This is a genomic window from Candidatus Poriferisodalis sp. (assembly GCF_965208895.1).
In the GTDB taxonomy this organism is placed as follows: Bacteria; Actinomycetota; Acidimicrobiia; order Acidimicrobiales; family Poriferisodalaceae; genus Poriferisodalis.
Genome location: NZ_OZ242363.1, coordinates 542665 through 564946, shown reverse-complemented (window position 1 = coordinate 564946; position 22282 = coordinate 542665). Strand labels below are relative to the sequence as shown.

Here is a 22282-nt window from a genome sequence, read left to right as displayed (position 1 = left end):
CAAGCGGGGCCGCGTCACCAGAGAGTGGCGACGGGGAATTCCTCGAACGCCCGGTCGAGGCTGACCAGCGTCAGCGATTCGATCTCGGCCTGGGCCGCCAGCATCCGGTCGAACGGATCCTTGTGCGCGACTTCGTACAGACCCGCTTGGCGCGCATTTGCGTAACTGATGGGCAGGTGGTGAAACGACTCAGCGAGGGTCTCCTCGTGAAAGCGCGAGATGACGCGCGGTGGCACGACGAGGCGACCGCTTCGGTGCTTGGTCGCAATTTCCCAGGCGCTGGCGGCGCTGACATGAACCGTGGCGGCAGGATCGGCAATTGCCTCCAGAGCTGCTGGCGACAAGCGACGGTCGTTACTCCACCACCACAGCAGAGCATGGGTATCCAGAAGCAAACCGCTCATTCGCCTTCCCAGGCTGCCAACTCGTCGTCCGGGAGCGGGTCAAAAAACTCGGGCGGGACGGTGATGCCACGGATCCGACCGGGTGTGCGACGTCTGCGCGGCACGTACGGCACCAGACGGGCGCAGGGCTTGCCTGCCCGCGCAATCACGATCTCCTCGCCCGCCTCAACCCGGCTGAGCAGCTTCGACAGGTGCGTCTTCGCCTCATGCACGTTCACAATTTGGGACTGTTCCATGCTTTTTCAGCTCTTTCAAGTTAATTCTGTCCAGGCACCTACACTAAACTTAGTCTAGTGACTAGACTAATACGGATAGGCAACGGTTGATCCACGCACCAGGCACACGAGCAGGACGCGTCGCACACTTCGGACCGATCTGCATTCCCGCAACGCGCTATGGACGACTCCCAGAACGCGCTGTAAACCATTCCCAAAACGCGCTATAAATGATTCCCGAAACGCGCTATTGTTGACTCGCAACGTGCCGGGTGAGGATCTCAGCGAAATGCCGGAACTACACGCGAGGCTCACCATGCCTGGCTACTTGCCGCGCGTCGCCGACTTCCAGATCGAGGCATCTCTTCGGCGGCGTGGCGCGGTGCTGATCGAAGGCGCCAGGGGTTGTGGCAAGACGTGGACGGGTCGCAACCATGCCCGGAGCGAAGCCAGATTCGATGCCGAGGCCATGCGCCTGCTCGCCGCAGCCGACCCGGCCTCGGCACTGGCCGGCGACGTGCCGCGCCTGTTGGATGAGTGGCAGAACGCTCCGGGCATCTGGAATCCGGTGCGGCGTGCATGTGATGACCGGGCGCAACCTGGGCAGTTCATCTTGACCGGATCGGCCACTCCCGCCGACGACGTGACCCGTCATACCGGAACCGGACGCGTGGGTCGGGTCCTGATGAGAACCATGTCGCTGTATGAGTCAGGGGTTTCGGGGGGCGCGGTCTCGTTGCGCCGACTCTTCGAAGGAGAGGACCAATCGTCGTTGCCGAGGCCTGGTGTCGGGCTGGGCGAACTGGTACGGCAGCTTGTTGCAGGCGGTTGGCCCGGCGGACTCTCGTTGGGTGACGAGAGTGCTCGCCTGGCAGTGGGCGACTACATCGACGAGATCACGCGAGCCGATATCCCGCAAGCGAGCGAGGTCCGGCACAACCCGGCGGCCGTGCGGCGACTGCTGCGGTCGCTGGCGCGCAACGTGTCAACCGAGGCCAAGGAAACGAAGCTGGCGGCGGACATGGACGGTGAAGCGCCCGGCCGCCATACCGTCGGGGCGTATCTGGATGCGTTGCGGCGCATCTTCGTAGTGGAGGACCAGCCCGCATGGTCGGTGACACTGCGGTCTCGGGCATCGTTGCGCAAGCAGGCGAAGCGGCACTTCGTCGATCCATCTCTGGCCGCCTTCCTGCTGCGCGCCTCGCCGCAACGGTTGCTGGCAGATCCTGAGACGCTCGGGCTGCTCTTCGAATCGCTGGTTGTCAGGGACCTGCGCGTCTACAGCGCGCCGCTGGGCGGCGAGGTCTTTCACTACCGGGACGACACTGGCTTGGAGATCGATGCAGTCATCGAGCGCCAAGATGGCGCTTGGATTGCTGCGGAGGTGAAGCTGAGTCCAGCGGCCGAGGTTGTGGACCGCGCCGCGGTCTCACTGCTGCGGCTGCGGCACAAGATCGCCGCACACCGTGTTCAGGACCTCGCCGGGCTCATGGTGGTGACCTCGGTCGGCGCCGCATACCGCCGGCCCGACGGTGTGCATGTCGTCCCCATCACTCAGCTCGGTCCGTAGGCCTCTCAACAGGTCGCCTCCGCCCGCTATGCGCCGCTCTGCGAAGTCGCGTCGTGGTCGTGGTCGGCGAGCGCATGCTCGCTGCGGGCGTGGCGTTCGAAGGCCTGATGGGCGAATCGAAGCCGTCCGCGGCCCGCCGCCACGGCGATCCCGGCGTCGATTGCGCGCCGACGGTACGCGTTCACGGTGTTGGCCGACCAACCGAGGCGAACCGCCAACTCCCGTACTTCGGCGACGCCGCCCAGCGTGGCAATGGCAATGGCGAACTCTCGGTCCTTGGCCGACAGACCGACCCAGACCGGCTCGACGAGCTGTTGTGTCATCGCTAGGTCGGCGACGTCGATGGCAGCAGCCATGTCGGCTGCGGAGACTCCGGTAGAAGCGAGTCCATCGACACGTTCCCATGCGGCGTAGCCGATGTGCTGAATCATGAATGGATAGCCGACCGCAGCTGCGATGCCGGCGTCGAGGGCAGCGCCCACGACAGGGACTCCGGCAGCGGTGAAGGGCTCACCCAGCGCGAACCGCACCTCGTCGTCGGTGAGACGAGACGTCTCCGCGCGTGCGCACCGGTGAAAGAAGGTCATGCCGGGATCGGACAACAGCGTTCGAGCGACATCGGGCAGACCGCACCCCACGAACATCAGCGGTCGTTCCTCGCGGCGTGTCACATGCTGCAATATCGAGGCCAGCGGTCGCAGCGCGTTCGCCGCGCTGGCCTGCAGCTCGTCAACGGTCAGCAGAACGCCGACACCGTTGGCGGAAGCCTGGTCGGCCAATGCGGTCAATGTGCTGCGCAGGTCGCCCCGCTCAGGCAGCGGGACCGGTCTGTCTGGCAGCCCGTCAGGCGAACCCGTCGCCTCCGGCGAGAAACCTAAGGCGGGCGCGGCCCACGATGCCGGACGCACTAATTCATGCGCCCGTTGCATCACGTTGGCGGCAAGATCCGGGCGGTCTGACCCCGCTACCTGCAGCACTAGCCAGCCTTTCTCCGCCGCCGAGCGGGCAATGACATCGAGCAGAACGGTCTTGCCCGTGCCCCGACGTCCCGTCACCACCAGGGTGTAGTCGGGGTGACGCGGACCGCTGTCCATTGCCATCGAGACGCGACCGATCACGTCCGCCCGACCCGCCAGTACTGGCGGCGCTGTGCCGAACGTTGGTGTAAACGGGTTCGACTGGGACACTCACCGTACCTTTGCACTGCTACTGACTATGGAGTTCTATAATATAGAAGTTCGTAGTCATATGGCCGCAGACCTGGCACGGACGGAACCGATGCGGGGCAGAGCGCCGAGTCAGGGCACAGTCTGCTCAGAGGCGGGTGACCGAGTCGCCGACTCGGACCGTGCCGGGCTGGATGACTCGGCAGTTGACGCCGCGCAGGCGCAGGCTGCTTCCTTCGCCGGTGTTGACGAAGCGGAGGGCTTCGCGGCCGAAGCGGGCGGCGAACTTGGCGCAGCCGGTGTGCGGTTCGACGGCGACCTCCACCACGGCAGTGCCGATCGACATCTGTGTGCCTACGGGCAGTGCTTCGTGGCCGATGTCGAGGTCGGCGTAGATCTGGTCGCCCGCCAGCGGCCAGCGCTCAATCGGGCCGATGACCGCTTCGGCCGCGCGCGAGTTCATGATCGTGATCTGCTTGTTGGGATGCGGGCCCCCATCGGCCGACAGCGACGTCCCGCGCTGGTTCCACGTGTCGCCTTCGATGCCTTCGGCACCGTTGATGCGGGCCTCGTTCAGCACCTCTCGCTGGTCTTCGGCAGGGCGCCGGACGATGAGCTGGATGATGCCGTCGCCGACGGGCGCTTCGCGAATGCGCGGCAACGCCGCCTCCAACTCGGCAGCGCTGCGATGGCGCGCCTCATCGGCTTCGTTGCGTTTCGTGGCGGTGCCGGTCTCGGTTGAAGCGTTCATGTCGCGTGCTTTCTCAGGTCATCCGCAACGGCGGTGATTCCGGTTGCCAATGGGGATTATTGCGCCGGATCAGCTTGGGACGATACGAATTCGAGCTGCCGGTCCCGCGACGCCGCCTCCGGGCTGCGGTCGGCCGGGTTGCCGAAGCCGCCCCCACCCGGGAATTCCACAATCAAGCGGCGATTACCGGGAATGACTGAGCGGCCTTTGGAGCGCACCTCGGTGCCGTCGTCAAGCGACAGCCGTCCCAACGCGCCCGGGCCTCCGCCATGTCGGCCGCGGGCCGCGAACACCGTCCGCTCATACGTCGCACTGATCGAAAAGTCTCGCCCTTGGCGGTTCTCCAGCTCGATGACTTGGCCGAGCCCGCCCCGGTACCGGCCGGGGCCGCCCGAATCGGTGCGGAACTCCTTGCGCCAGAACACCAGCGGCGAGCCGATCTCGTTCACCTCGACGGGCATGTTGCGCACACCGCTCGGGAACGCCGTCGCCGACAGCCCGTCCGCCTGCGGGCGGGCGCCCGCGCCGCCGGAATGGAAGCTCATCAGGATGAAGCGCTCGAGCTTGGCTTGAACGGACTCGTCGCCCGAACTCCCGACGGATGTCTTGGAGTGATTGGTCGTGGCGACTCCGGTGTCCGGCTGCCACATGCCCGTTCCGAGCAGATTCCACAGCGACGACGTGCCCTCGGCGGGCACACGTTCGGGCACCACCTGGCTCAAGCAGCCGAACACGGCATCGGGGAGCAACTGGCCCATCACGTGCCGCACGTTCACGGCGGCCGGATGAGGGGCATTGAGAATGCAGCCCTCGGGCGCAAGCACCCGGACGGCATCGAGCGAGCCCGTGTTGTTCGGGATGTCCGGGCCGATGATGCACCGCACCCCGAACGACGTATACGCATCGGTGTAGGCCATCGGCACGTTGATGCCCCAGCTCGATTGGGGTCCAGTTCCTGCGAAGTCGACCTCAATGCCGTCCTTGGTGAGCGTCAGGGCGCACACGATGTCGATCGGCTCCTCGATGCCGTCTACCCGCATCGTCGAGCTCCAGTTCCCGCTCGGCAGCTCGCCGATGGCGTCGAGCATGGCCCGGCGCGACGACGAGATGATGTGACTGGCCAGTTCATCCAGATCAGCCATGGCGTACTCGTCCATCATCGTGACCAGACGCGCAGCGCCGGTCTCATTGCAAGCAGCCAGTGAGTGGATGTCACCGATGACCTGGACCGGGTCTCGCACGTTGGCCTCGATGATCGCCACCACGTTCGGATCGAACACGCCGTCGGTGGCGAACTTCAGTATCGGCAGGTACAGGCCCTCGTGGTACACCTCTTTGGAGTCGGTGGTGAAACCGGCTCCGCCGATGTCGACGACATGGCTGGTGCAGGCGAACAGCGCAACCAGCTCGCCCCGCAGGAACGCCGGCGTGACCACCACGATGTCGAACAGGTGGCCGGTGCCCTTCCACGGATCGTTGGTGAGGAAGATGTCGCCGGGGCGCATCTGCGAAGCGGGGAAGCGGTCCAGGAAGTGCAGCACCGAGTACGCCATGGAGTTCACATGGCCGGGCGTGCCGGTCACCGATTGGGCGAGCATCCGCCCCTGCGGATCGAAGATGCCAGCGGACAGGTCGCCGGCCTCGCGGGTCGACGTGCTGAAGGCTGCTCGCACCAGCGCCCGCGCCTGCTCTTCGGTCACCGAGATGAGGCGGTTCCACTGCACGCCGAGCCGAACCGCATCGAGCTCGGCCTCGACGTGGCTCGCACCCATCGGTGCGGTTTCGACGTCGGCGATCTGGCGGGCACCGCTGGGTGCCGTGCCGCCGGTGAGCCGCAGATGCCCGCCCGCCATGACCGTGGCCACGCCTCCGGGAGGCACCACCGTCGTCGTCTGGTCTTCGGTGATCAGCGCGGGGCCGACGAGCCACGCGCCCTCGGTCAGGGAATCGCGCTCGAACACTGCGTGGGCGACTGCCCGCCCAGTGGCGGTGTCGGTCACGAGCGTGGTCGTGGGGGAGTGGACCGGCTCGTCGGCGACTTCGCGGTGCAGCGAGGCGACTTCGGGCCCCGGAGTGCGGACCTCGAGCAGCCAGCTGAGCACCTCGATCTCGAGGTTGCCGATGTGGCGCGTGTAGAGCTGCTGGTAAGCCTTCGTGAACGCAGTGCGAAGCTGGCTGCGCACCTCGCCATCGATCGGGCTGTCGAGGTCGTCGTGCAGCAGCGCTGCCGCGTCAATCTCGACGGTGATCTCGTGACCCTGACCGCGGTAGCGCATGAGGGCGCGTACGTGTGTGGCGGTCTGTGCGTCGGGAGCCGCAGCGTGGACGATTGCGTTGGCCTCTGCCGACATCTCGCCGAGGAGTTCGGCCAGGTTCGCCACTGTCAGCTCGCTCACGCGGGCGTGGCGAGTCCGCACCGACTCATGGGATACCGGCGCTCTCAAGAAACCGATGGCCGATCCCACGCCGGCCCCCGCAGGCACCACGATGTCGTCGATGCCGAGCTTGGCCGCTACTCGGGCAGCGTGCAACGGTGCCGCGCCGCCGAAAGCGATCAGCGTGCCGCGGCTGATATCGCTGCCCTGGTCGGCCGCGTGGACGCGTCCGGCATTCGACATGTTCTCGTCGACGACCTCGGCAATGCCGATGGCAGAAACGGTCGTCTGCAGGCCTGACGGTTCCGCCAACGAGGTGGTGACAGCCTTGGCGGCGGCATCGATATCGAACGTCATCGTCCCGCCGGCGAATCGCTCCGGCAGCAGTCTGCCCAGCACCGCGTCGGCGTCGGTCACCGTGGGCTCGACGCCGCCGCGCCCATAGGCAGCGGGCCCTGGCTCGGAGCCGGCGCTGGCCGGCCCGACGCTGATGCGCCCGAGCGCATCCAGGCTGGCGATCGAACCGCCACCGGCACCGATCTCGACCATCTCGATCACCGGCAGTCGCAACGGGAGCCCGCTGCCCGCCAGGAAGCGGTACTCGCGGCCCACCTCGAATTCCCGGTTCGTACGGGGATGGCCACCCTCGACGATGCACAGCTTGGCGGTCGTGCCGCCCATGTCGAAGCTGAGGGCCCGTTCGCAGTCGAGGCCGCGGGCGATCTGCGACGCCAGCAATGCGCCGCCGGCAGGGCCGCTCTCGATCAGCCGGACAGGGAAGCGCAGCGCCTCGTCAAGCGTGCCGAGCCCGCCGCCGGAGGTCATGAGAAACATCTCGCAGCCCAAGCCCAGGGCCGCCAGCCGCGCGTCCAGATCGGTCAGATAGCGCCGCATGAGCGGTGCGATGTAGGCATTCGCACACGCAGTGGAGAAGCGTTCGTACTCGCGAATCTCCGGACAAACCTCGCTGGACAGGGTGACGGTCGCCTCAGGCCAGCAATCGGCCAGGATCTCGGCGGTGAGCTGTTCGTGTCGGGCGTCGAGGTACGAGTGCAGGTAGCCGACGGCAACGCTGGTGACGCCATCGGCGGCCAGCGAAGACGCAGCGGCCCGCACGGCGCCTTCGTCCAACGGCATCAACACCGTGCCATCGGCGGCGAGCCGCTCTGGAATGCCGACGCGCCGGTTGCGCGGCACGAGCGGTTCCGGCCGGCGCATGTACAGGTCGTACTGCTCGAACCGGTTCTCGTGCGCCATCTCGACCGAATCGCGGATGCCTTGAGTTGTGAGCAGTGCGGTGCGGGCGCCGCGACGCTCGATGAGGGCGTTGGTGGCGAGCGTTGTGCCGTGAATGAACACCTCGACATCGCCAGGAACAACGTTTGCCTCGCGAAGAACGCTGCGGACGCCGTCGAGCACCCCATCGGCGGGCGCGTCAGCGGTAGTGAGCACCTTGGTGGTGTGAAGGACCGGAGCGCCGCCGCCGACCACCTCGAGTGCGATGTCGGTAAATGTGCCGCCGATGTCGGCCGCAAGCCGGGCGCGGGCGCCTGTCATCGGCCCAGCGTAGGCGCGTCGCCGTCGCCAACTGCGGGGGTACCGTGCAGGCGTGGCAAGCGGCGATCAGCGGGCCGGCAGGCCGCCTTCAGGCTCGGGCAGCAGCCTGCGCGTCGGCATCGTGCGGGCAACATGGAATCCCGACATCGTGGACCGGCTCGCAGCAGGCACCCAGCGGGGACTGGAAGAGCTCGGCGTCACCGACACGACCGAGGTGACGGTGCCCGGCTGCTTCGAAATCCCGCTGGCGGCAAAGCTGCTTGCCGAGGCCGGCCAAGTGGACGCGATCGTCACCATCGGCGCAGTGATCCGCGGCGAGACTACGCACTACGAGCTGGTCAGCGAGGGTGCCGCCCAGGGCGCGATGGCCGCCCAGCTCACCACAGGCATACCGATCGGCTTCGGCCTCGTCACGGTCGAGAACGAAGCGCAGGCCCTAGCCCGCAGCGAAGGCCCAGGCGGCCACAACGTCGGCGAAGACGCGGCCTACGTCGCCGTCGCGATGGCCCTACTCGCCCGCGATCTCTCCGCTGGCCCAGAGACTGTCACAATCGAGTAGTCCATGTAATGGACGCTGCACTAGTTCAGCAACTCACCCAAGGTGCAGCGAGCAGCCAGTACCAGAAAAGCAACTGCAACGGCAGGGAACAGACACTGACAATGAGAACCTTTCGGGATGACAGCCACGAGGCAGATATTGTCGAGGAGAGCATCCCGCATATCGCAATCGACCAGCTGAGTAGCGTGTTCGGTGAGTCATATATCTCATAGCATTTCCAATCCATGAGATCGGCGTAGCGAATCGTGACAATGCTGACCCAGAAGAGAGTGCAGAAAGGTTGCACAATTGTCCACACAGCGATCTTCGCGTAGCTGTCAAGCGAGCGCATGTGACGCCGAAACGATCGGTACAACTGTCTTGCGCTGTCGATTCGCTGCATTGCTAAATTGAGAAGGTGTGACTGTTGCTCACCAGTTGCATCGCGTTCGCGCCCATACAGCAGGATTACGGTTGGCGCTTCGCTTTCCTTCAAGATCCCATGTTGGTCCCGTTCCGACACCGCTGGGAGAGAGAGCGTGACACTTAAATTGTTGCTTGATTGATTTCCAGCTTCTGACCTTCACTGCCGGCCCGTGAACCTTGAGACAGTTCTTGATTGCGTTCCAAGCCAAGGCATAGTCGCCGACTCTGGACATGTGACGCAGAAACCATGTTGGGACGACATGGATAGAAGTGTAACCAGTGTTATCAGCGTTGTGTGTATAGCCTATTTCGCTAATGTATAAGGAGCCGCAGTCGTGATAACCGGTACTAGGTCGTTCGCCACAGCCTGAGTCGAATATCCACCAGCAAACGTCCTGTTGTCCTATTGGTGGCTCGAACTCATCGATTGCTGGTGGATCCCCCCTCATGTTCATCAGTATTGATGTCTTCATTATCTTCGTCGTTCTTGGCCTCGGTGCCTTCTTCGGAGTTCTCATCCTCGGCTTGATCCTCAGGGGCCCCATCAGGGGAGTCGTCCGCCTCGTTCTGGCCCGGCGCGCCTTGATTCTCGTCCGTTTCGGGTTGGCCTGCCTCAGGTGGCTCAGACCCGTCGGACGACTCGGAATCCGGGGGATTCTCTGAATTCTGATCATCCTGCGCATTGCCGTCTGCATCTTGCTGTTTCTTCTCAGGTTCGAGATTTCCCGATTCGGCTGCTGCTGGTTGGGCAGTCAGTGCGAACATGAGGAGACTGCAATGAATGCAGCCGATAAACCCTTGAGAGCAATTTTCATTCTGGTTCCCATCTTGGGCGGATGCTGAGTGCTGAATTGTGACACAGATTCCAACAATGCAAACCTACTGCGCTTCCGCGGGGCCCGGCTGCATGCGCACCAGCACCTTGCCGACGGCTTCGCGCTCATCAAGCAGCCGGTAGGCCTCGGCTGCCTGCTCGAACGGCAGCACCTGTCCGATCGGCGGCTTCACGGTGCCGGATTCGATCATCGTCAGTAGGCGTTCATGGATGCGGGCCGGGATCGTCGGATCAGCGTAAACGGCCTCGCCCCAAGCGGCGCCCACGAGGCTTACGTTGCGCAACAGCAACCGGTTCACCTTGACCGTCGGGATCTCGCCCGCAGCGAAGCCCACCACGACGAGCCGACCGAAGCGTGCCAGCGCGCGGATGCCGTCGAGGAAACGATCCCCGCCGACCGGGTCGTAGGTCATGTCGACGCCTCGGCCGCCGGTGAGCTCGAGCACTTCGTCCTTCCAAGTGTCGCTGATGAGCACGATGTGATCGGCGCCGGCTGCGCGAGCGATCTCACCCTTCGCCTCGGTGGACACCAATCCGATGATCGGACCAGCGCCGACTCCCTTCGCCACCTGGATACCCGATGTGCCCACGCCGCCTGACGCCCCCAGCACCAGCACCGATTCGCCCTCGCGCAAGCCAGCCCGGTCGATCATGCAGAACACGGCCGTCTGGTAGTTCATGACCAGAGCAGCGCCCTCTTCGAACGACAGCTCATCGGGCAACGCGAACAGGTCACGGGGCGCCGAAGCCGTGACTTCGGCCAAGCAGCCGTTCGACCATACGCAGACGCGGTCACCGGCTGCGAAGCCGGAGTCGTCGGGTGCCGTGCGCACCACGCCTGCGGCCTCGATTCCCGGCCGGAACGGCGGATCTGGCCGGTACTGGTAGAGACCTTGACTCTGCAGCAGGTCGGGGAACGACACCCCGCCGCACACGATGTCGACGATGACCGATGCACCATCGGGATCGGCGACCGGTTCGGGAGCATCGACGACGGCAACGCCGGCTGGGCCTGTCAGGGATTGCACTTCCAATGCACGCATGACGACACGATGGCACACCGAGCACGCTCGCACCCGCGGTGACCCGGCGTGCGGGCTTGGCCGTGACGGGGCACACTTGCGGGCGGCTCGCCGCCCAACTGTCCTCGAGTCGGCAGATGCCGATGCGGGGGGGACCACGGCGCATCGGTGACGGCGAAGAAACTGGCTAGGAAAGCACTGGTACTGTGGCCAGCGCGCGAGGCTGAGCGCCGCAGGAGCTTGCTCGGCCCGCCCATTGTGACAGGGGAGAGCGATGCGGTATTACTCATGCGACTCGCATGTGGTCGAGGCGGCCGAGATCTATGCAGGACTGACTGATCGGTTCGGTGAACGGGCGCCTTTCATCAGCAAGGGCCACAACGACAAGCCGGGCACATGGCTCGTGCTGCCAGGCGGCATTCGGCCGGTGCCGGTGGGCCGGCTGGGCATCGCGGGGGCCAGCCTGTCCGACCCTGCCACGCACGCCCGCATCGAGCAGGGCTACGACGGTTTCAATCCCGGCGTCATGGACCCGGCCGTCAGGCTCGACGAGCAGGTCCGGGACGGCATCGTCGGCGAGGTCATGTATCCGAGTCTGTCGATGTTCACCTTCGCCATCCCCGACGACGAAGTGCGCGACGCTGCGTTCCGCAACCACAACGACTGGGTGCTCGACTACTGCTCGGTGGACCGCGACCGGCTCATCGGCGTCGGATGCTTGCCCCTGCCCGACATGGAGCGGTCCATCGCCGAGATCGACCGCTCAGCCGAGCTGGGAGTGCGCGGATTCGCCATCCCCGCACACATCGATCCGGCCAAGCCGTACTGCCATGCGGACTTCGACCCGTTCTGGGCACGCGCTCAGGAGTTTGGCGTGCCGCTCACCATGCACATCTTCACTGGGTCCAGCCTCGAAGGCGGCATGCCCACACACTGGGGCACACCGGGGGGCCATCTCAAGGGCTACACGCTGGCGCATACCACCATCGCCAACACGATCATCGACCTCATCTGCGGAGGCGTCGTGGAGCGATTCCCGGAATTGCGCTTCGTCTGCGCAGAGTACGAGACCGGCTGGGTCGGCCATTTCAAGCAACGCCTCGACCACGCGGCGTACCGCACGCCGTGGGAGGTCTCCGACGAGCTCACCATGAAGCCGTCGGAGTACTTCGACCGGAACTTCTGGGTGACCTTCGAGGACGATGTGGAAGGCATCGCGACGAGGCACTCGATCGGCGTCGGCAATCTGCTGTGGGGCAACGATTACCCGCACCACGACTCGATCTGGCCGAACTCGCAGCCGATCCTCGACGAAATTCTCGCGAGTGTCCCTGACGATGAGAAGGAACAGATGGTCTGGAGCAACGTCCTCGAGCTCTACAACCTCGACCCCGACGTGCTGCCTGCTGCCTAAGTCGTCCCGCTGTGTGCGCGTGCTGCTCGCCGCACACGCGGCCCTACGACGGGTGCCTGTGGCTGCATCGCGCTGGGCTTGCCGCGTGTAGCGCCCGCGGCTAGGCCGTAGCCAACGGTCCCAGGTGGGCGCGGATGGACTGTGCGACCAGTTCGCCGTTCTCCATCGGGCCGAAATGGCTGAGATCGGCGAATGCTTCGAGGCGACCGTTGCCGAGCGATTCGGCTATGGGTTGGGCGACCTGTGGCGGAATCTCGTTCCACTGGGCGTAGGAATCGCCGCGAGCCACCACTGTCGGACACGTCACCGCTGCGAAATCGCTGTAGACGACGGGCACGCTGGCCTCGTAGATGCGTGCCTCGGTGTCGCCGGAGCACGACAGCCGAACTGCGTCGTCGCCGGAGGGGTACGTGCCGATTTCGACGTATGCCCGCACGGCCTCGGGCTCGCAGCGCGAGAATGGAGGCTTCGAGACGAAACGCTCATATGCCTCGTCGGCAGTCGCGAAGCGAATGCGTCGTCGCCTCGATGCCACCACGAGCTCGTGATCGGAGTCGGGCCTGGGGAATTCGGAGGGCACGAGCACCGGTTCGTAGAGATACAGCCCCCGGTACGTCCCGGGCTGGCGCAGCTCGGCGAGCAGCAGGCTGGCCGCTCCCAGGGAGTGGCCGACGGCCAGCATGGGCTCGCCGCCCAAGGCGTTCACTGCGGCCAGCACTTCGTCGGTGAACCGGGACCGCTCGACGGACATGTCGTCGTGCTGGGGACGCGAGGCACCGTGTCCCCGGAAGTCAAGGCCCCAGCACTGGAACGAGTCTGCCAAGTGAGGCACGACAGTTGCCCACATGCCGGCGTTGAGGCCGTTGCCGTGCGTCATAAGCAGCGGGGTGCCGTGACCGCCGAGGTCGTGCAGCACGGCGTGTTCACCGTCGGATGTAGTCAGGCGCATCATCGCCGAGGCACGTTAGTGCAGCGCGGCGACGCGCTCGGAGGTCTCCTCAGAGCAAGCGCCGATAGGCGAAGCCGTGGCCCGAGCGGCCCGTGAGCGACAGCGAACAAGAGCGGGAAACGACTGGTGCGACACGGAAGGGTTCGTCTATTGGCGCTTCTCAGGACCGGATCGGGCTGTTGCGGGCAGAATGGCACCATGGCGAACTTCACACGCGACTCAGTGGACATTCATTACGACGAGTACGGCGCCGGCTTCCCGCTGTTGCTGATCGCACCGGGAGGGATGCGATCGGCGGCGTCGTTCTGGGAATCGACACCGTGGAATCCGATCACTCAGCTCTCAGACCGCTACCGGGTCATTGCGATGGACCAGCGCAATGCCGGCCGCTCGACCGCCCCGATCTCGGGCACCGATGGCTGGACGACCTACACGGCCGACCAGCTCGCCCTCATTGACCATCTCGGCTGCGAGCAATTCCATGTGGCGGGCATGTGCATCGGCGGCCCCTACATCATGGGCCTCATTCAGGCAGTGCCCGAACGGGTGGTGAGCGCGACACTGTTCCAGACCATCGGGCTCGACGAGAACTGTCACGCGTTCTACGACATGTTCGACGACTGGGCGAGCGCCATCCGCGCAGACCATCCCGAAGCAGACGAGGCCGCCTGGAATCAGTTCCGCTCGAACATGTACGACGGCGACAATTTCCTGTTCAACGTGGACCGCGACTTCGTCGCAACGGTCCAGACGCCGCTGTTGGTGCTGCTCGGCGGCGATTTGTATCACCCGGAGTCGTCGTCGCGGATCGTCCACGAGGCGGCCCCGAACTCGACGCTGATCGAAGACTGGATGGACGGAGACGCTCGCAGCGCAGCGATGGATCAGTTCGCTGCCTTCCTCGCCGAGCACACTCCCTGACCGAACTGTGCAGCAACACGGCGATTCTGCTGTTGCAGGCTCGCCACCGGAGATATCGGACTTCGAAGGGCAGCGACATGAGCCGTCGGAAGCAATCTCGATTCGGTCGTGTCAGGGCTGAGATGGGTTCGTTCTTCTCGGGGGTCTCTCGCAAGAACTCACGGCGTCAACCGCATCCGTTCGAAGAGGCTGCCCGGCGCATCGTTCGAGTCCCGTCGATCGTGGAATCGAGCAAGTCGCGGCCGACGGCTACAAGCTCGATGAGGGTTCGCATCGCGGCTGAGCCGATGGGTGATGCCTCTTGGCACTGCCGCTCAGGGTGGTGAACCGCTTTCTGCTGCTGTGCCATCTCGCCAGACGATGCCGCGTGGAATCACTAGTGCTCGACGCGTGAAATCACTAGCTAGGGCCGCGTTAAAGCACGAATACAGCGTCTGTTTCGCACTAGGCTCGGCACGATGCGCGGCTATGTTCACCGCTTGACAGATCCACTGATCGAACAACTGCTCGCCGACCTGTCCGCAGTGTTGGTCGTGGGCGCACGCGCCGCCGGCAAGACCACTACGGCGCTTCAGCATGCCGCTTCGTCTGTTCGTTTGGATCACGATGCTCAAGCAGCCGCGTTTCGTGCTGACCCTGATGCCGCACTGGCGGGTCTGGCCGAACCCGTCCTGCTCGACGAGTGGCAGGCCGTGCCCGCTGTGCTGGGCGCCGTGAAGCGAGCCGTGGATACCGACCCGCGGCCGGGCCGTTTCATCGTCACCGGTTCGGTGCGCTCGCATTCGGACGACGGCATGTGGCCAGGCACTGGGCGGCTCGTGACAGTCGACATGCACCCGTTGACCGTGTCGGAGCAGCTGGGCACTTTGACGATGCCTCTGGTCGATCGCGTGGTCGCCGGTGCGCCGCTGATACCGGCCGATCCTGCCCCGGACCTGCGGGGCTACGTTGCCTTGGCACTGAGAGGCGGCTTTCCCGAAGCTGCGCTGGCCGCATCCGACAGCACGCGGCAGCGTTGGCTGCGTTCCTATCTCCGGCATGTCTCCGAGCGCGATGCACCTGCGTTGGAAGCCGGCCGCGACCCGGTGAAGCTGACGCGCTTCATCGAGGCGTATGCGCTCAACTCTGCGGGGATGGCGACCGACTCCACGCTCTTCGGGGCCGCCGACATCAGCCGCGATACTGGTGTCGCATACCACCGGCTTCTGTCGGACCTGCGGATTGTGGCTGATCTGCCCGCATGGGCCTCGAATCGGCTCTCACGGCTGGTGAAGGCACCGAAGCGGTTCTTCGTGGACTCTGCTCTCGTGGCTGCATCGGCCGGAGTCACCGCTCCAGCCGTCATGTCGGATGGAAATCTGCTCGGACGTCTCATCGAGACCTTTGCGGTAGCGCAGCTTCGAGCCGAGTCGGCTGTCAGCGACCTGTTCCCGCGTCTGCACCATCTACGTGAGGCTCAGGGACGGCGCGAGATCGATGTCATAGCGGAGCTTGCCGACAGGCGCATCGTCGCTATCGAGATCAAGTCAGCTGCGGCGGTGTCCCGGTCTGACGCTCGACATCTGCTCTGGCTCAGGGAGAGCGCCGGCGACCGCTTTGCGGGCGGAGTTGTTCTGCACACCGGTCCCCGGACTTACGAACTCGGCCAAGGAATCACGGCTGCGCCGATCAGCACGTTGTGGGCGTGAGATCGACTCAGTAAGTACTGTGCGCGCATGGCGCACTCAGAGAATGCTGAGGACATGACCACCCGCTTGGACGGCAAGGTGGCCGTGGTCACCGGAGCGAGCCGGGGCATTGGCGAGGCCAGCGCCCGAGCGCTGGACGCGGCGGGGGCGCAGGTGGTGCTGACGGGTCGGACGACCTCGGACCTCGACCGTGTCGCGGCCGAACTGGCCCATGATCCGGTGGTATTGACGGCCGATCTGGCTCCCGCGGGTGCAGGCACCGACTTGGCCAGGCGCATCCTGGGCGAGGTCGATGGCGTGGATGTCTTGGTGAACAATGCCGGCATTCCCATGCGCCGTACGCCGGGGCAGCTCACCGAGGCCGACTTCGACCTGGTGTTCTCGATCAACGTGAGGTCGTTGGTGATGCTGAGCATCGGCTTGTCCCCGTCCATGATCGCCCGTGGCGGCGGCTCGGTCATCAACATCAGTTCGGTGGCCGGTGTGCACGGCCCGCTCGGTCGCGTCGCTTACGCCGGCACCAAGGGTGCCGTCGATGCCATGACACGCTCCCTCGCTGCCGACTGGGGCCCTGATGGCATCCGGGTGAACTCGATTGCACCTGGGTTGATCGCGACGGCCATCTGGGAGGAGGCACGCAACAACGTACCCGGGCTCATCGATGATCTCGCTGGCCAGATCGCGCTCAAGCGCTGGGGCTACGGAGACGACATCGCGGACGTGGTGCTGTTCTTCGCATCTGATGCATCCCGCTACGTCACTGGCGAGACGCTCGTCGTGGATGGTGGCATGGCACGCGTGTCGGCGTCCAACGCCCCTCCCGCACTTCCCGAACTCGAGGACTGAGGCTTGCGCTGACGCGCTGAGGGTGCCGGACCGAGGCCCGGCACCCTCAGTTGAGTGCTGCTTCAGCCGCTAGCCCGTAGGGGCAGCGGGTATGTGCAAGTGCTTACGCAGCTGCGCGAGCGGCGTCGAGCCAGGCGTCGACCGTCCCACGGTTGTTGGCGATCCACTGGATGGCAATGTCTCGTGGCGGCGTGCCACCGTCCTGGTCGACGTTGGCCAGCGCTACGTCAATGACTGACAGGGTCACGGCTTCGAACAGTGCCCTGGCAGATGGATTGGCATCGAGGAAGTCGTTGTTGGCGGTCACCTGGATGTCGGCAGCGATCCAGCCGAGCTGGCACAGGCCGTCGGCGGATGTAGCGGCAGACGGGCAAGCGTCCTCACCGATCCTCGCATTGACCGGATTGCCGTCGGCACCGAGCTGGCTCCATGCCGCGCCACCCTCGACACCCAGTGGGTTCGAGTCGTCGATCACGTTCTCGACGCCCATCCAGTACACGTTGTCGCCGGGACGCAGCTGCGTCAGGTAGGAGGTCGGTGTCCACGTGTATATCACCATCGCCTTGCCGTCGTCGGCATTATCAACTGCTTGGGCAAACATCGCGTCGTAGCCAGCCTTGACCTGCTGGATGTTGTCCCAGCCGCTGAACAAGATCTGGCTCTCGATGATGTCGTCGCAGGTCCAGTCTTCGGGGCAACCGAAGATGTCGGCGATGCCGTTGCCGGGAACAGCGTCAACCTCGTCGAATGCGGCGATCGCGTCGGCGTTGCGGTTGAGCTCATCCATGGTGTAGACGCCGTGCTCGTCAGCGAATGCCTTCGTCACCAGGAATCCTTGGAGCCCGCCAGCGACCATCTCCTGTCCGACGATGGACACGTGCTCCTCCACAAGCGAGCCGTCGGGGAGTTCGTTCTTCAGCCACGAGAGGTGACCTGGGTACCAACTGTTGGGCCAGTAATCCATCTCGCCCAAGGCCATGGCGGTGTAGCCGTTGCTCGGGCCGAGCTCGATCGCAGCGGGGTCGGAGACGTCGAAGCCGAGTTCTTCGAGCATCAGCTTGTAGAGCTCTGCCTGGAAGTAACCGCTCGACCAGTTCGCCCGGCCGGCCAGGACGCTCACGCCCTCGCCGGGAGTCATCGACATCTCGTCGGCCATGTCCTCGTCGGCCATGTCCTCGTCGGCCATGTCCTCGTCGGCCATGTCCTCGTCGGCCATGTCCTCGTCGGCCATGTCCTCGTCGGCCATGTCCTCGTCGGCCATGTCCTCGTCGGCTGAGGCCGGGGCCTCGGTTGCGTCAGTAGCAGTCTCGTCGCCGCCGTCATCGTCGCTGCCGCACGCAGCGGCAAACAAGGCAAACGCCGCTAGCAAGAGCAGCAGCTTCGACATTCGTTTCATAAGCATTGCGGAGATCCTCCCTGATCTACGTCAGATTGAGTCACGCGGCGCACCGTGTTGTGACCACGCTGGTGTGGCGCCGATCGCCCGGCTCGACGAAGGCTCCCGGCATGGCAGCGTAGTCCGGCGCCTCGCGTGCCCTAAACCCTAGCTCGGCCGCGCATATGTGTTCGGTAAACACTGCGCCCTCCCGGACTCGCCACACCTCACGGCGTACTTGCCGGGACGTCGCCATACACCTTGTTTCGCTCGAACTCCGCAAGGGTGCCACGGCTCGAGGCGAAGATCGTTGCACCGGCGCACGCCGCGATTACCGCGCCCACGCCCGACACGAAGTTCACCTCCGCCACACGGGCGATCGAACCAATCCAGCCAGCGGACGCGAGGGCTATGGCAAGGCCCATGCCTCCCGCGATGGTGCTCCAGCGATAGCGCAGACGCTCGTCGGTGCCGAATACCCCGATCGCGGGGAGCACCAAGCCCAATACCGCCAAGCCTGCCAGCAGCGTCCAGATTCCCAGACGTGAGCCATCGCTCTGGTAGCCGTTGAAGATCACGTCGCCCTTGCGCTGGGCCTCCGACCGCGTCGTAGTGAACTCGTTGCTCGCAGCGCTCTCGGCCTGTTTGGCCACGATCTCGGCATTGCGCAGTTCCTCTGCGCGCGCGAGGTTTCCGGCGGCCTCCTCTTGCGCCGCCGCAGCGGAGAGTTGGTTCGACTCACGGGCCTGGGCCCGTGCCTCCTCCTCGAGGGCGTCGAGTTCGGCCTGCAGCTCGGGACCGATGACTGAGCCCTCCCTGGTGTCGAAGCTCCAGCCCGAGTACACCCCGATCACCAGCAGCAGCACGGCAAAGGCGCAACCGGCCAGCCTGCCCCAGCCGATGCGGGCGGACAATGGACGCCGCGCCGTCATGGGAGCACTCCAGAGCCAGGAGAGTGCGCCCGCGACCGCAACCAGCCCTGCCACCACGGCGACCCACACCCCGATGCCCGTTGCGTGAACTGCCGCGGCGCTCGGTGGGTTGGTGAGCAGGAACGCCAGCGACAGCCCCATCGAACCCGAGGCGAACATCACCGCTCCGTGTGGGCCGAACCACGGCGGCGTCAAGCCGGGCCTCAGCAGCATCATGGCTGCTGACGACAGCAATGACAGGGCAAGTGCGGCCATGAAGATGCCGTACCAAGAGCCGCCTGACGGTGACACGCCGTTGAAACTGTTGGACAGGAATTGGGTCTCGCCGGTACAGGCCAATTCCGAGGTGCTTCCGCTGATGCCGCTCGGGTCGAGTTGGGCGGCGTCCACCCACTCGCCGGTGCACTCCTCGGTGCGCAGGTCGGCGTCGTCGAATCGGGCCCAAGCCGAGACTCGGCCGGCGTCCACGCTCCACGGCAACAGCAGCGCGACCAGCATCACCAGCGCTGCTGCGCCAGCAACGATGACCGAAGTCCGCTCGCGGCCCGACGCCGCAACGAACTCTTCGTCGGGCGCCTCGGGCTCCTCGGCGAGCCTGGACGCCTTCTCGGAGGCGGCAGACTGAGCCGCCTCCATCAGCCGTTCGGGTGTGCGGTGATTGGACCAAGCTGTGACGATACGTGACATCAGATTGCGACTGTCGGCGTCGGTTTGGCTGATCCGGTCGAGTACCACGGCCACCAAGAAGAATGCCAGGCCGCCTGAAACGCCAAGGGCAATGTTCTGGTTCTGGATGCCCTGGTACAGCAGCCGGCCCAAGCCTCCTGCGCCCATGATGGCGGCGATGCCGAGCATGGAGATCGACAGCAGCAGCGTTTGGTTGAGACCGGTCATGATCGCCGGACGAGCCAGCGGCAACTGCACGTCGAAGAGCACACGGCGCTCCGGAGCGCCATAGGCGCGGGCCGCCTCCACCACGTCTTCAGGCACTTGTCGGATGCCGAGATTGGTGAGCCGGATCAGCGGTGGCAGAGCGAAGGTCATCGTGACCATGGTCGCTGACACAAAGCCGATCCCGAAGAAGTAGATGAACGGCAGCATGTACACGAACGAGTGCACCACTTGCATGGCGTCCAAGACCGGTCTGACCACCGTCCACGCACCGTCGACGCGACCGCACAGAACGCCGACCGGGATGCCCACAATCACGCACAGGAGTACTGCTACAGCGATGAACCCGAGAGTTCGTGCTGTCTCCACCCAGTACTCCGCACCCAGCAGGCCGCAGCCAATCAGCGCCACTGCTGACATCGCTCCCACTGCGAAGCCCCGTACCAGCCAGCCGATGACGAATACCATCAGGCACACGGTGACCCACGACATCTGCACGAGCCATTGGTCGACGATGAGGTCGAGAAGCCTGGAGAATGGCCATTTGATGACTTGGAGCGTCGCGTCGAGGTTGTTCTCCACCCAGCGCACCGTCTGCTCGCCCCAGTCGCCGACGGGGATCGTCCATTGGTCGAGCACCGTGTTCTGGCGCAGCTGCGACGTGAGACCCGAACTGCATTCCCGCAATTCGCCTTCCTCGTCGACGATGGCGTTGACGCATTCGATCGGTTCGCCCTCCTGAGCGAACTTGCGCCTGCCCGACGCAATGAGCTCATTGGGGCGGGTCCGGTACCACAGCACCGCCAGCAGCCCCAGGAGCCCGCCGCTCGCGACGCCCCAACGTCGGCCTAGTATGCCGCCGACCGCCATGAGCGCCGGGATCGCGAACAGCGCGATCAGCACCAGCCACTCGATTCCCGCCTGGAGCCAGTCGATGACTACATCTCCGGCCTCGGGGCTCGTGACCGTGTCGATGAAACGGTCGATGAAGTGCCCCTGCTGCTGCGCACCGTCGGCCTGCGCCAGCGCGCTGGCCCCGGTTGCCGATGTCGCGCTCACATGAACACCTCCCGCTCGAAGTCCTCTATGAGTTGCTCGACGCGACCCATCTCCTCCATGATGAGGCGAGGGTCGAGGTTGCCGATCAGTTTGCCGTCGTCGTCCACCACAGCGATGGACAGTCCGCGCCCTGCGGCCGCGTACAGCTCATTGAGCGTGGAATCGGGGCTGCATTTGTCGAAATCGGACCTCAACGCTTTCACGAGGTCATTGCTGCCCATGCTTCGGGCACGGAGGCCATCGGCCGCCGTCAGCAACGACACCGGCCGACCGTCGGCGTCACAGCAGAACCGGCCCGCGATGTCTTGGCACAGCGTGAGCGCGTCGCTGAGCGACATATCCGGCGGAATCGGACGGGGCTCGGACATCACCTCGTGTGCTTGGATGACACGCCCCTGATCGACGTCTTGAATGAACTCTGCTACGTAGCCGGTCGCAGGCTCGGTGAGGATCTCCTCGGGCGAGCCGATCTGCACGACGGCGCCGTCTTTCATGATGCAAACACGGTCGCCGATGCGGAGCGCTTCGTTGAGGTCGTGCGTGATGAACAGGATGGTCTTGTGGACACGGGACTGGATGTCCATCATCTCGTCCTGCATTTGGCGCCGGATCAGCGGGTCGAGCGCAGAGAAAGCTTCATCCATCAACAAGATGTCCGGATCCGAGGCGAGCGCTCGGGCAAGGCCGACGCGTTGCTGCATGCCGCCCGAGAGCTGGGCGGGTCGATGCTCGGCGAATGCAGCCAGACCGACCAGCGACAATGCCTGCAACGACGCCTGGTTGCGCTCGTCGCGGCCGATCCCTTGCACCTTGAGCCCGTAGCCAACGTTGTCGATCACGCTGCGGTGAGGGAAGAGCGCGAAATGCTGGAAGACCATGCCCATCTTCTCGCGCCGGAACTGCTGCAGATCGGTGCCGTCGAGCTTCTGCACGTCGACGCCGTCCACCAGCACCTCGCCGGCGGTGACGTCGTGCAGCTTGTTGACCATCCGGATGGCAGTGGACTTGCCGGAGCCGGACAGTCCCATCACGACGAAGATCTCGCCGCGCCTGACCGAGAAGTTCACATCGGTGAGACCGACGACGTGGCCCGACAGCCGCTGCACGTCGTTCTTGGGCACGCCCGAACGGGCCAGCTCGAACGCTCTGCCCCGAGGCTGCGGGCCGAAGATCTTGTACACGTCGTTCAGGCGGATGATCTCGTCGCCCTCAGCAGCGCCGTTGGCAGCCTCGTCACTCATGCGTTCCCCCGATACGTCGCTTTTCACCATAGGCGCGCCGCGCGCGACCTTGGGTAATCGGTGCTGGGCCGCCCGCAATCGCCTCCGGCCGACGCCAAGACCCGACG

17 protein-coding genes are annotated in these 22282 nt (G+C 65.0%); 6 read left to right on the top strand and 11 right to left on the bottom strand.

Annotation, left to right across the window (positions count from 1 at the left end):
* Positions 1-14: 14 nt before the first annotated feature.
* A complete protein-coding gene (locus tag ACOGJB_RS02630) occupies positions 15-404 on the bottom strand; it encodes a type II toxin-antitoxin system VapC family toxin (RefSeq protein ID WP_419839278.1) in 390 nt (129 codons plus the stop codon).
* The gene (locus ACOGJB_RS02625; RefSeq protein ID WP_419839277.1) at positions 401-640 is read right to left on the bottom strand and encodes a type II toxin-antitoxin system Phd/YefM family antitoxin; all 240 of its coding nucleotides are present in this window, start codon (positions 638-640) and stop codon (positions 401-403) included. Before ACOGJB_RS02625 ends, ACOGJB_RS02630 begins: the two co-directional genes overlap by 4 nt.
* 295 nt (positions 641-935) lie before the next feature.
* Here ACOGJB_RS02625 and ACOGJB_RS02620 point away from each other — a divergent pair, with 295 nt between their 5' ends.
* Complete coding sequence (locus ACOGJB_RS02620) at positions 936-2189, top strand: ATP-binding protein (RefSeq protein ID WP_419839276.1); 1254 nt, start codon at positions 936-938, stop codon at positions 2187-2189.
* 26 nt (positions 2190-2215) lie between these two features.
* Here ACOGJB_RS02620 and ACOGJB_RS02615 read toward each other — a convergent pair whose 3' ends face one another.
* The 3 genes from ACOGJB_RS02615 to ACOGJB_RS02605 form a co-directional block, all read right to left on the bottom strand.
* Complete coding sequence (locus tag ACOGJB_RS02615; protein WP_419839275.1) at positions 2216-3376, bottom strand: AAA family ATPase; 1161 nt, start codon at positions 3374-3376, stop codon at positions 2216-2218.
* Between the two features lie 127 nt (positions 3377-3503).
* Positions 3504-4106, bottom strand: coding sequence for an MOSC domain-containing protein (locus ACOGJB_RS02610; RefSeq protein WP_419839274.1), 603 nt, complete (start codon positions 4104-4106; stop codon positions 3504-3506).
* A gap of 56 nt (positions 4107-4162) precedes the next feature.
* A complete protein-coding gene (locus ACOGJB_RS02605) occupies positions 4163-8038 on the bottom strand; it encodes a hydantoinase B/oxoprolinase family protein (RefSeq protein ID WP_419839273.1) in 3876 nt (1291 codons plus the stop codon).
* A 52-nt stretch (positions 8039-8090) separates the two neighbouring features.
* Here ACOGJB_RS02605 and ribH point away from each other — a divergent pair, with 52 nt between their 5' ends.
* Positions 8091-8597 carry a 6,7-dimethyl-8-ribityllumazine synthase gene (gene ribH / locus ACOGJB_RS02600; protein WP_419839272.1) on the top strand — a complete coding sequence of 169 codons (507 nt, stop codon included), beginning with the start codon at positions 8091-8093 and terminating at the stop codon, positions 8595-8597.
* Between the two features lie 825 nt (positions 8598-9422).
* Here the strand turns inward: ribH and ACOGJB_RS02595 are convergent.
* Together ACOGJB_RS02595 and ACOGJB_RS02590 are read right to left on the bottom strand one after the other, a co-directional pair.
* Positions 9423-9767 (bottom strand): hypothetical protein, encoded by a 345-nt coding sequence (locus ACOGJB_RS02595; protein ID WP_419839271.1) that lies wholly within the window; start codon positions 9765-9767, stop codon positions 9423-9425.
* 114 nt (positions 9768-9881) lie between these two features.
* On the bottom strand, positions 9882-10880 hold the full coding sequence (locus ACOGJB_RS02590; RefSeq protein ID WP_419839270.1) for an NADPH:quinone oxidoreductase family protein: 999 nt from the start codon (positions 10878-10880) through the stop codon (positions 9882-9884).
* 253 nt (positions 10881-11133) lie between these two features.
* Here ACOGJB_RS02590 and ACOGJB_RS02585 point away from each other — a divergent pair, with 253 nt between their 5' ends.
* Positions 11134-12273: an amidohydrolase family protein gene (locus ACOGJB_RS02585; RefSeq protein WP_419839269.1), complete on the top strand. Its 1140-nt coding sequence runs from the start codon at positions 11134-11136 to the stop codon at positions 12271-12273.
* 100 nt (positions 12274-12373) lie between these two features.
* On the opposite strand, the gene ACOGJB_RS02580 is transcribed toward ACOGJB_RS02585, so the two are convergent.
* Positions 12374-13225 carry an alpha/beta fold hydrolase gene (locus tag ACOGJB_RS02580; RefSeq protein WP_419839268.1) on the bottom strand — a complete coding sequence of 284 codons (852 nt, stop codon included), beginning with the start codon at positions 13223-13225 and terminating at the stop codon, positions 12374-12376.
* Positions 13226-13420: 195 nt separating this feature from the next.
* On the opposite strand from ACOGJB_RS02580, the gene ACOGJB_RS02575 reads away from it, so the two are divergent.
* From ACOGJB_RS02575 to ACOGJB_RS02565, 3 genes are all read left to right on the top strand, one after another.
* Positions 13421-14143 carry an alpha/beta fold hydrolase gene (locus ACOGJB_RS02575; RefSeq protein ID WP_419839267.1) on the top strand — a complete coding sequence of 241 codons (723 nt, stop codon included), beginning with the start codon at positions 13421-13423 and terminating at the stop codon, positions 14141-14143.
* A gap of 479 nt (positions 14144-14622) precedes the next feature.
* A complete protein-coding gene (locus ACOGJB_RS02570; RefSeq protein WP_419839266.1) occupies positions 14623-15831 on the top strand; it encodes an ATP-binding protein in 1209 nt (402 codons plus the stop codon).
* 27 nt (positions 15832-15858) lie between these two features.
* The gene (locus ACOGJB_RS02565) at positions 15859-16677 is read left to right on the top strand and encodes an SDR family NAD(P)-dependent oxidoreductase (protein WP_419839265.1); all 819 of its coding nucleotides are present in this window, start codon (positions 15859-15861) and stop codon (positions 16675-16677) included.
* Between the two features lie 103 nt (positions 16678-16780).
* Here the strand turns inward: ACOGJB_RS02565 and ACOGJB_RS02560 are convergent, their stop codons facing one another.
* The 3 genes from ACOGJB_RS02560 to ACOGJB_RS02550 all read right to left on the bottom strand — a co-directional run bounded on the left by ACOGJB_RS02560 (position 16781) and on the right by ACOGJB_RS02550 (position 22175).
* On the bottom strand, positions 16781-18079 hold the full coding sequence (locus ACOGJB_RS02560) for a glycine betaine ABC transporter substrate-binding protein (protein ID WP_419839264.1): 1299 nt from the start codon (positions 18077-18079) through the stop codon (positions 16781-16783).
* Between the two features lie 200 nt (positions 18080-18279).
* Entirely contained in the window at positions 18280-20934 is a 2655-nt protein-coding gene (locus ACOGJB_RS02555) for an ABC transporter permease (protein ID WP_419839263.1), read from the bottom strand.
* Positions 20931-22175: a quaternary amine ABC transporter ATP-binding protein gene (locus tag ACOGJB_RS02550; RefSeq protein ID WP_419839262.1), complete on the bottom strand. Its 1245-nt coding sequence runs from the start codon at positions 22173-22175 to the stop codon at positions 20931-20933. The genes ACOGJB_RS02555 and ACOGJB_RS02550 overlap by 4 nt, the downstream gene beginning before the upstream one ends.
* Positions 22176-22282: the final 107 nt, after the last annotated feature.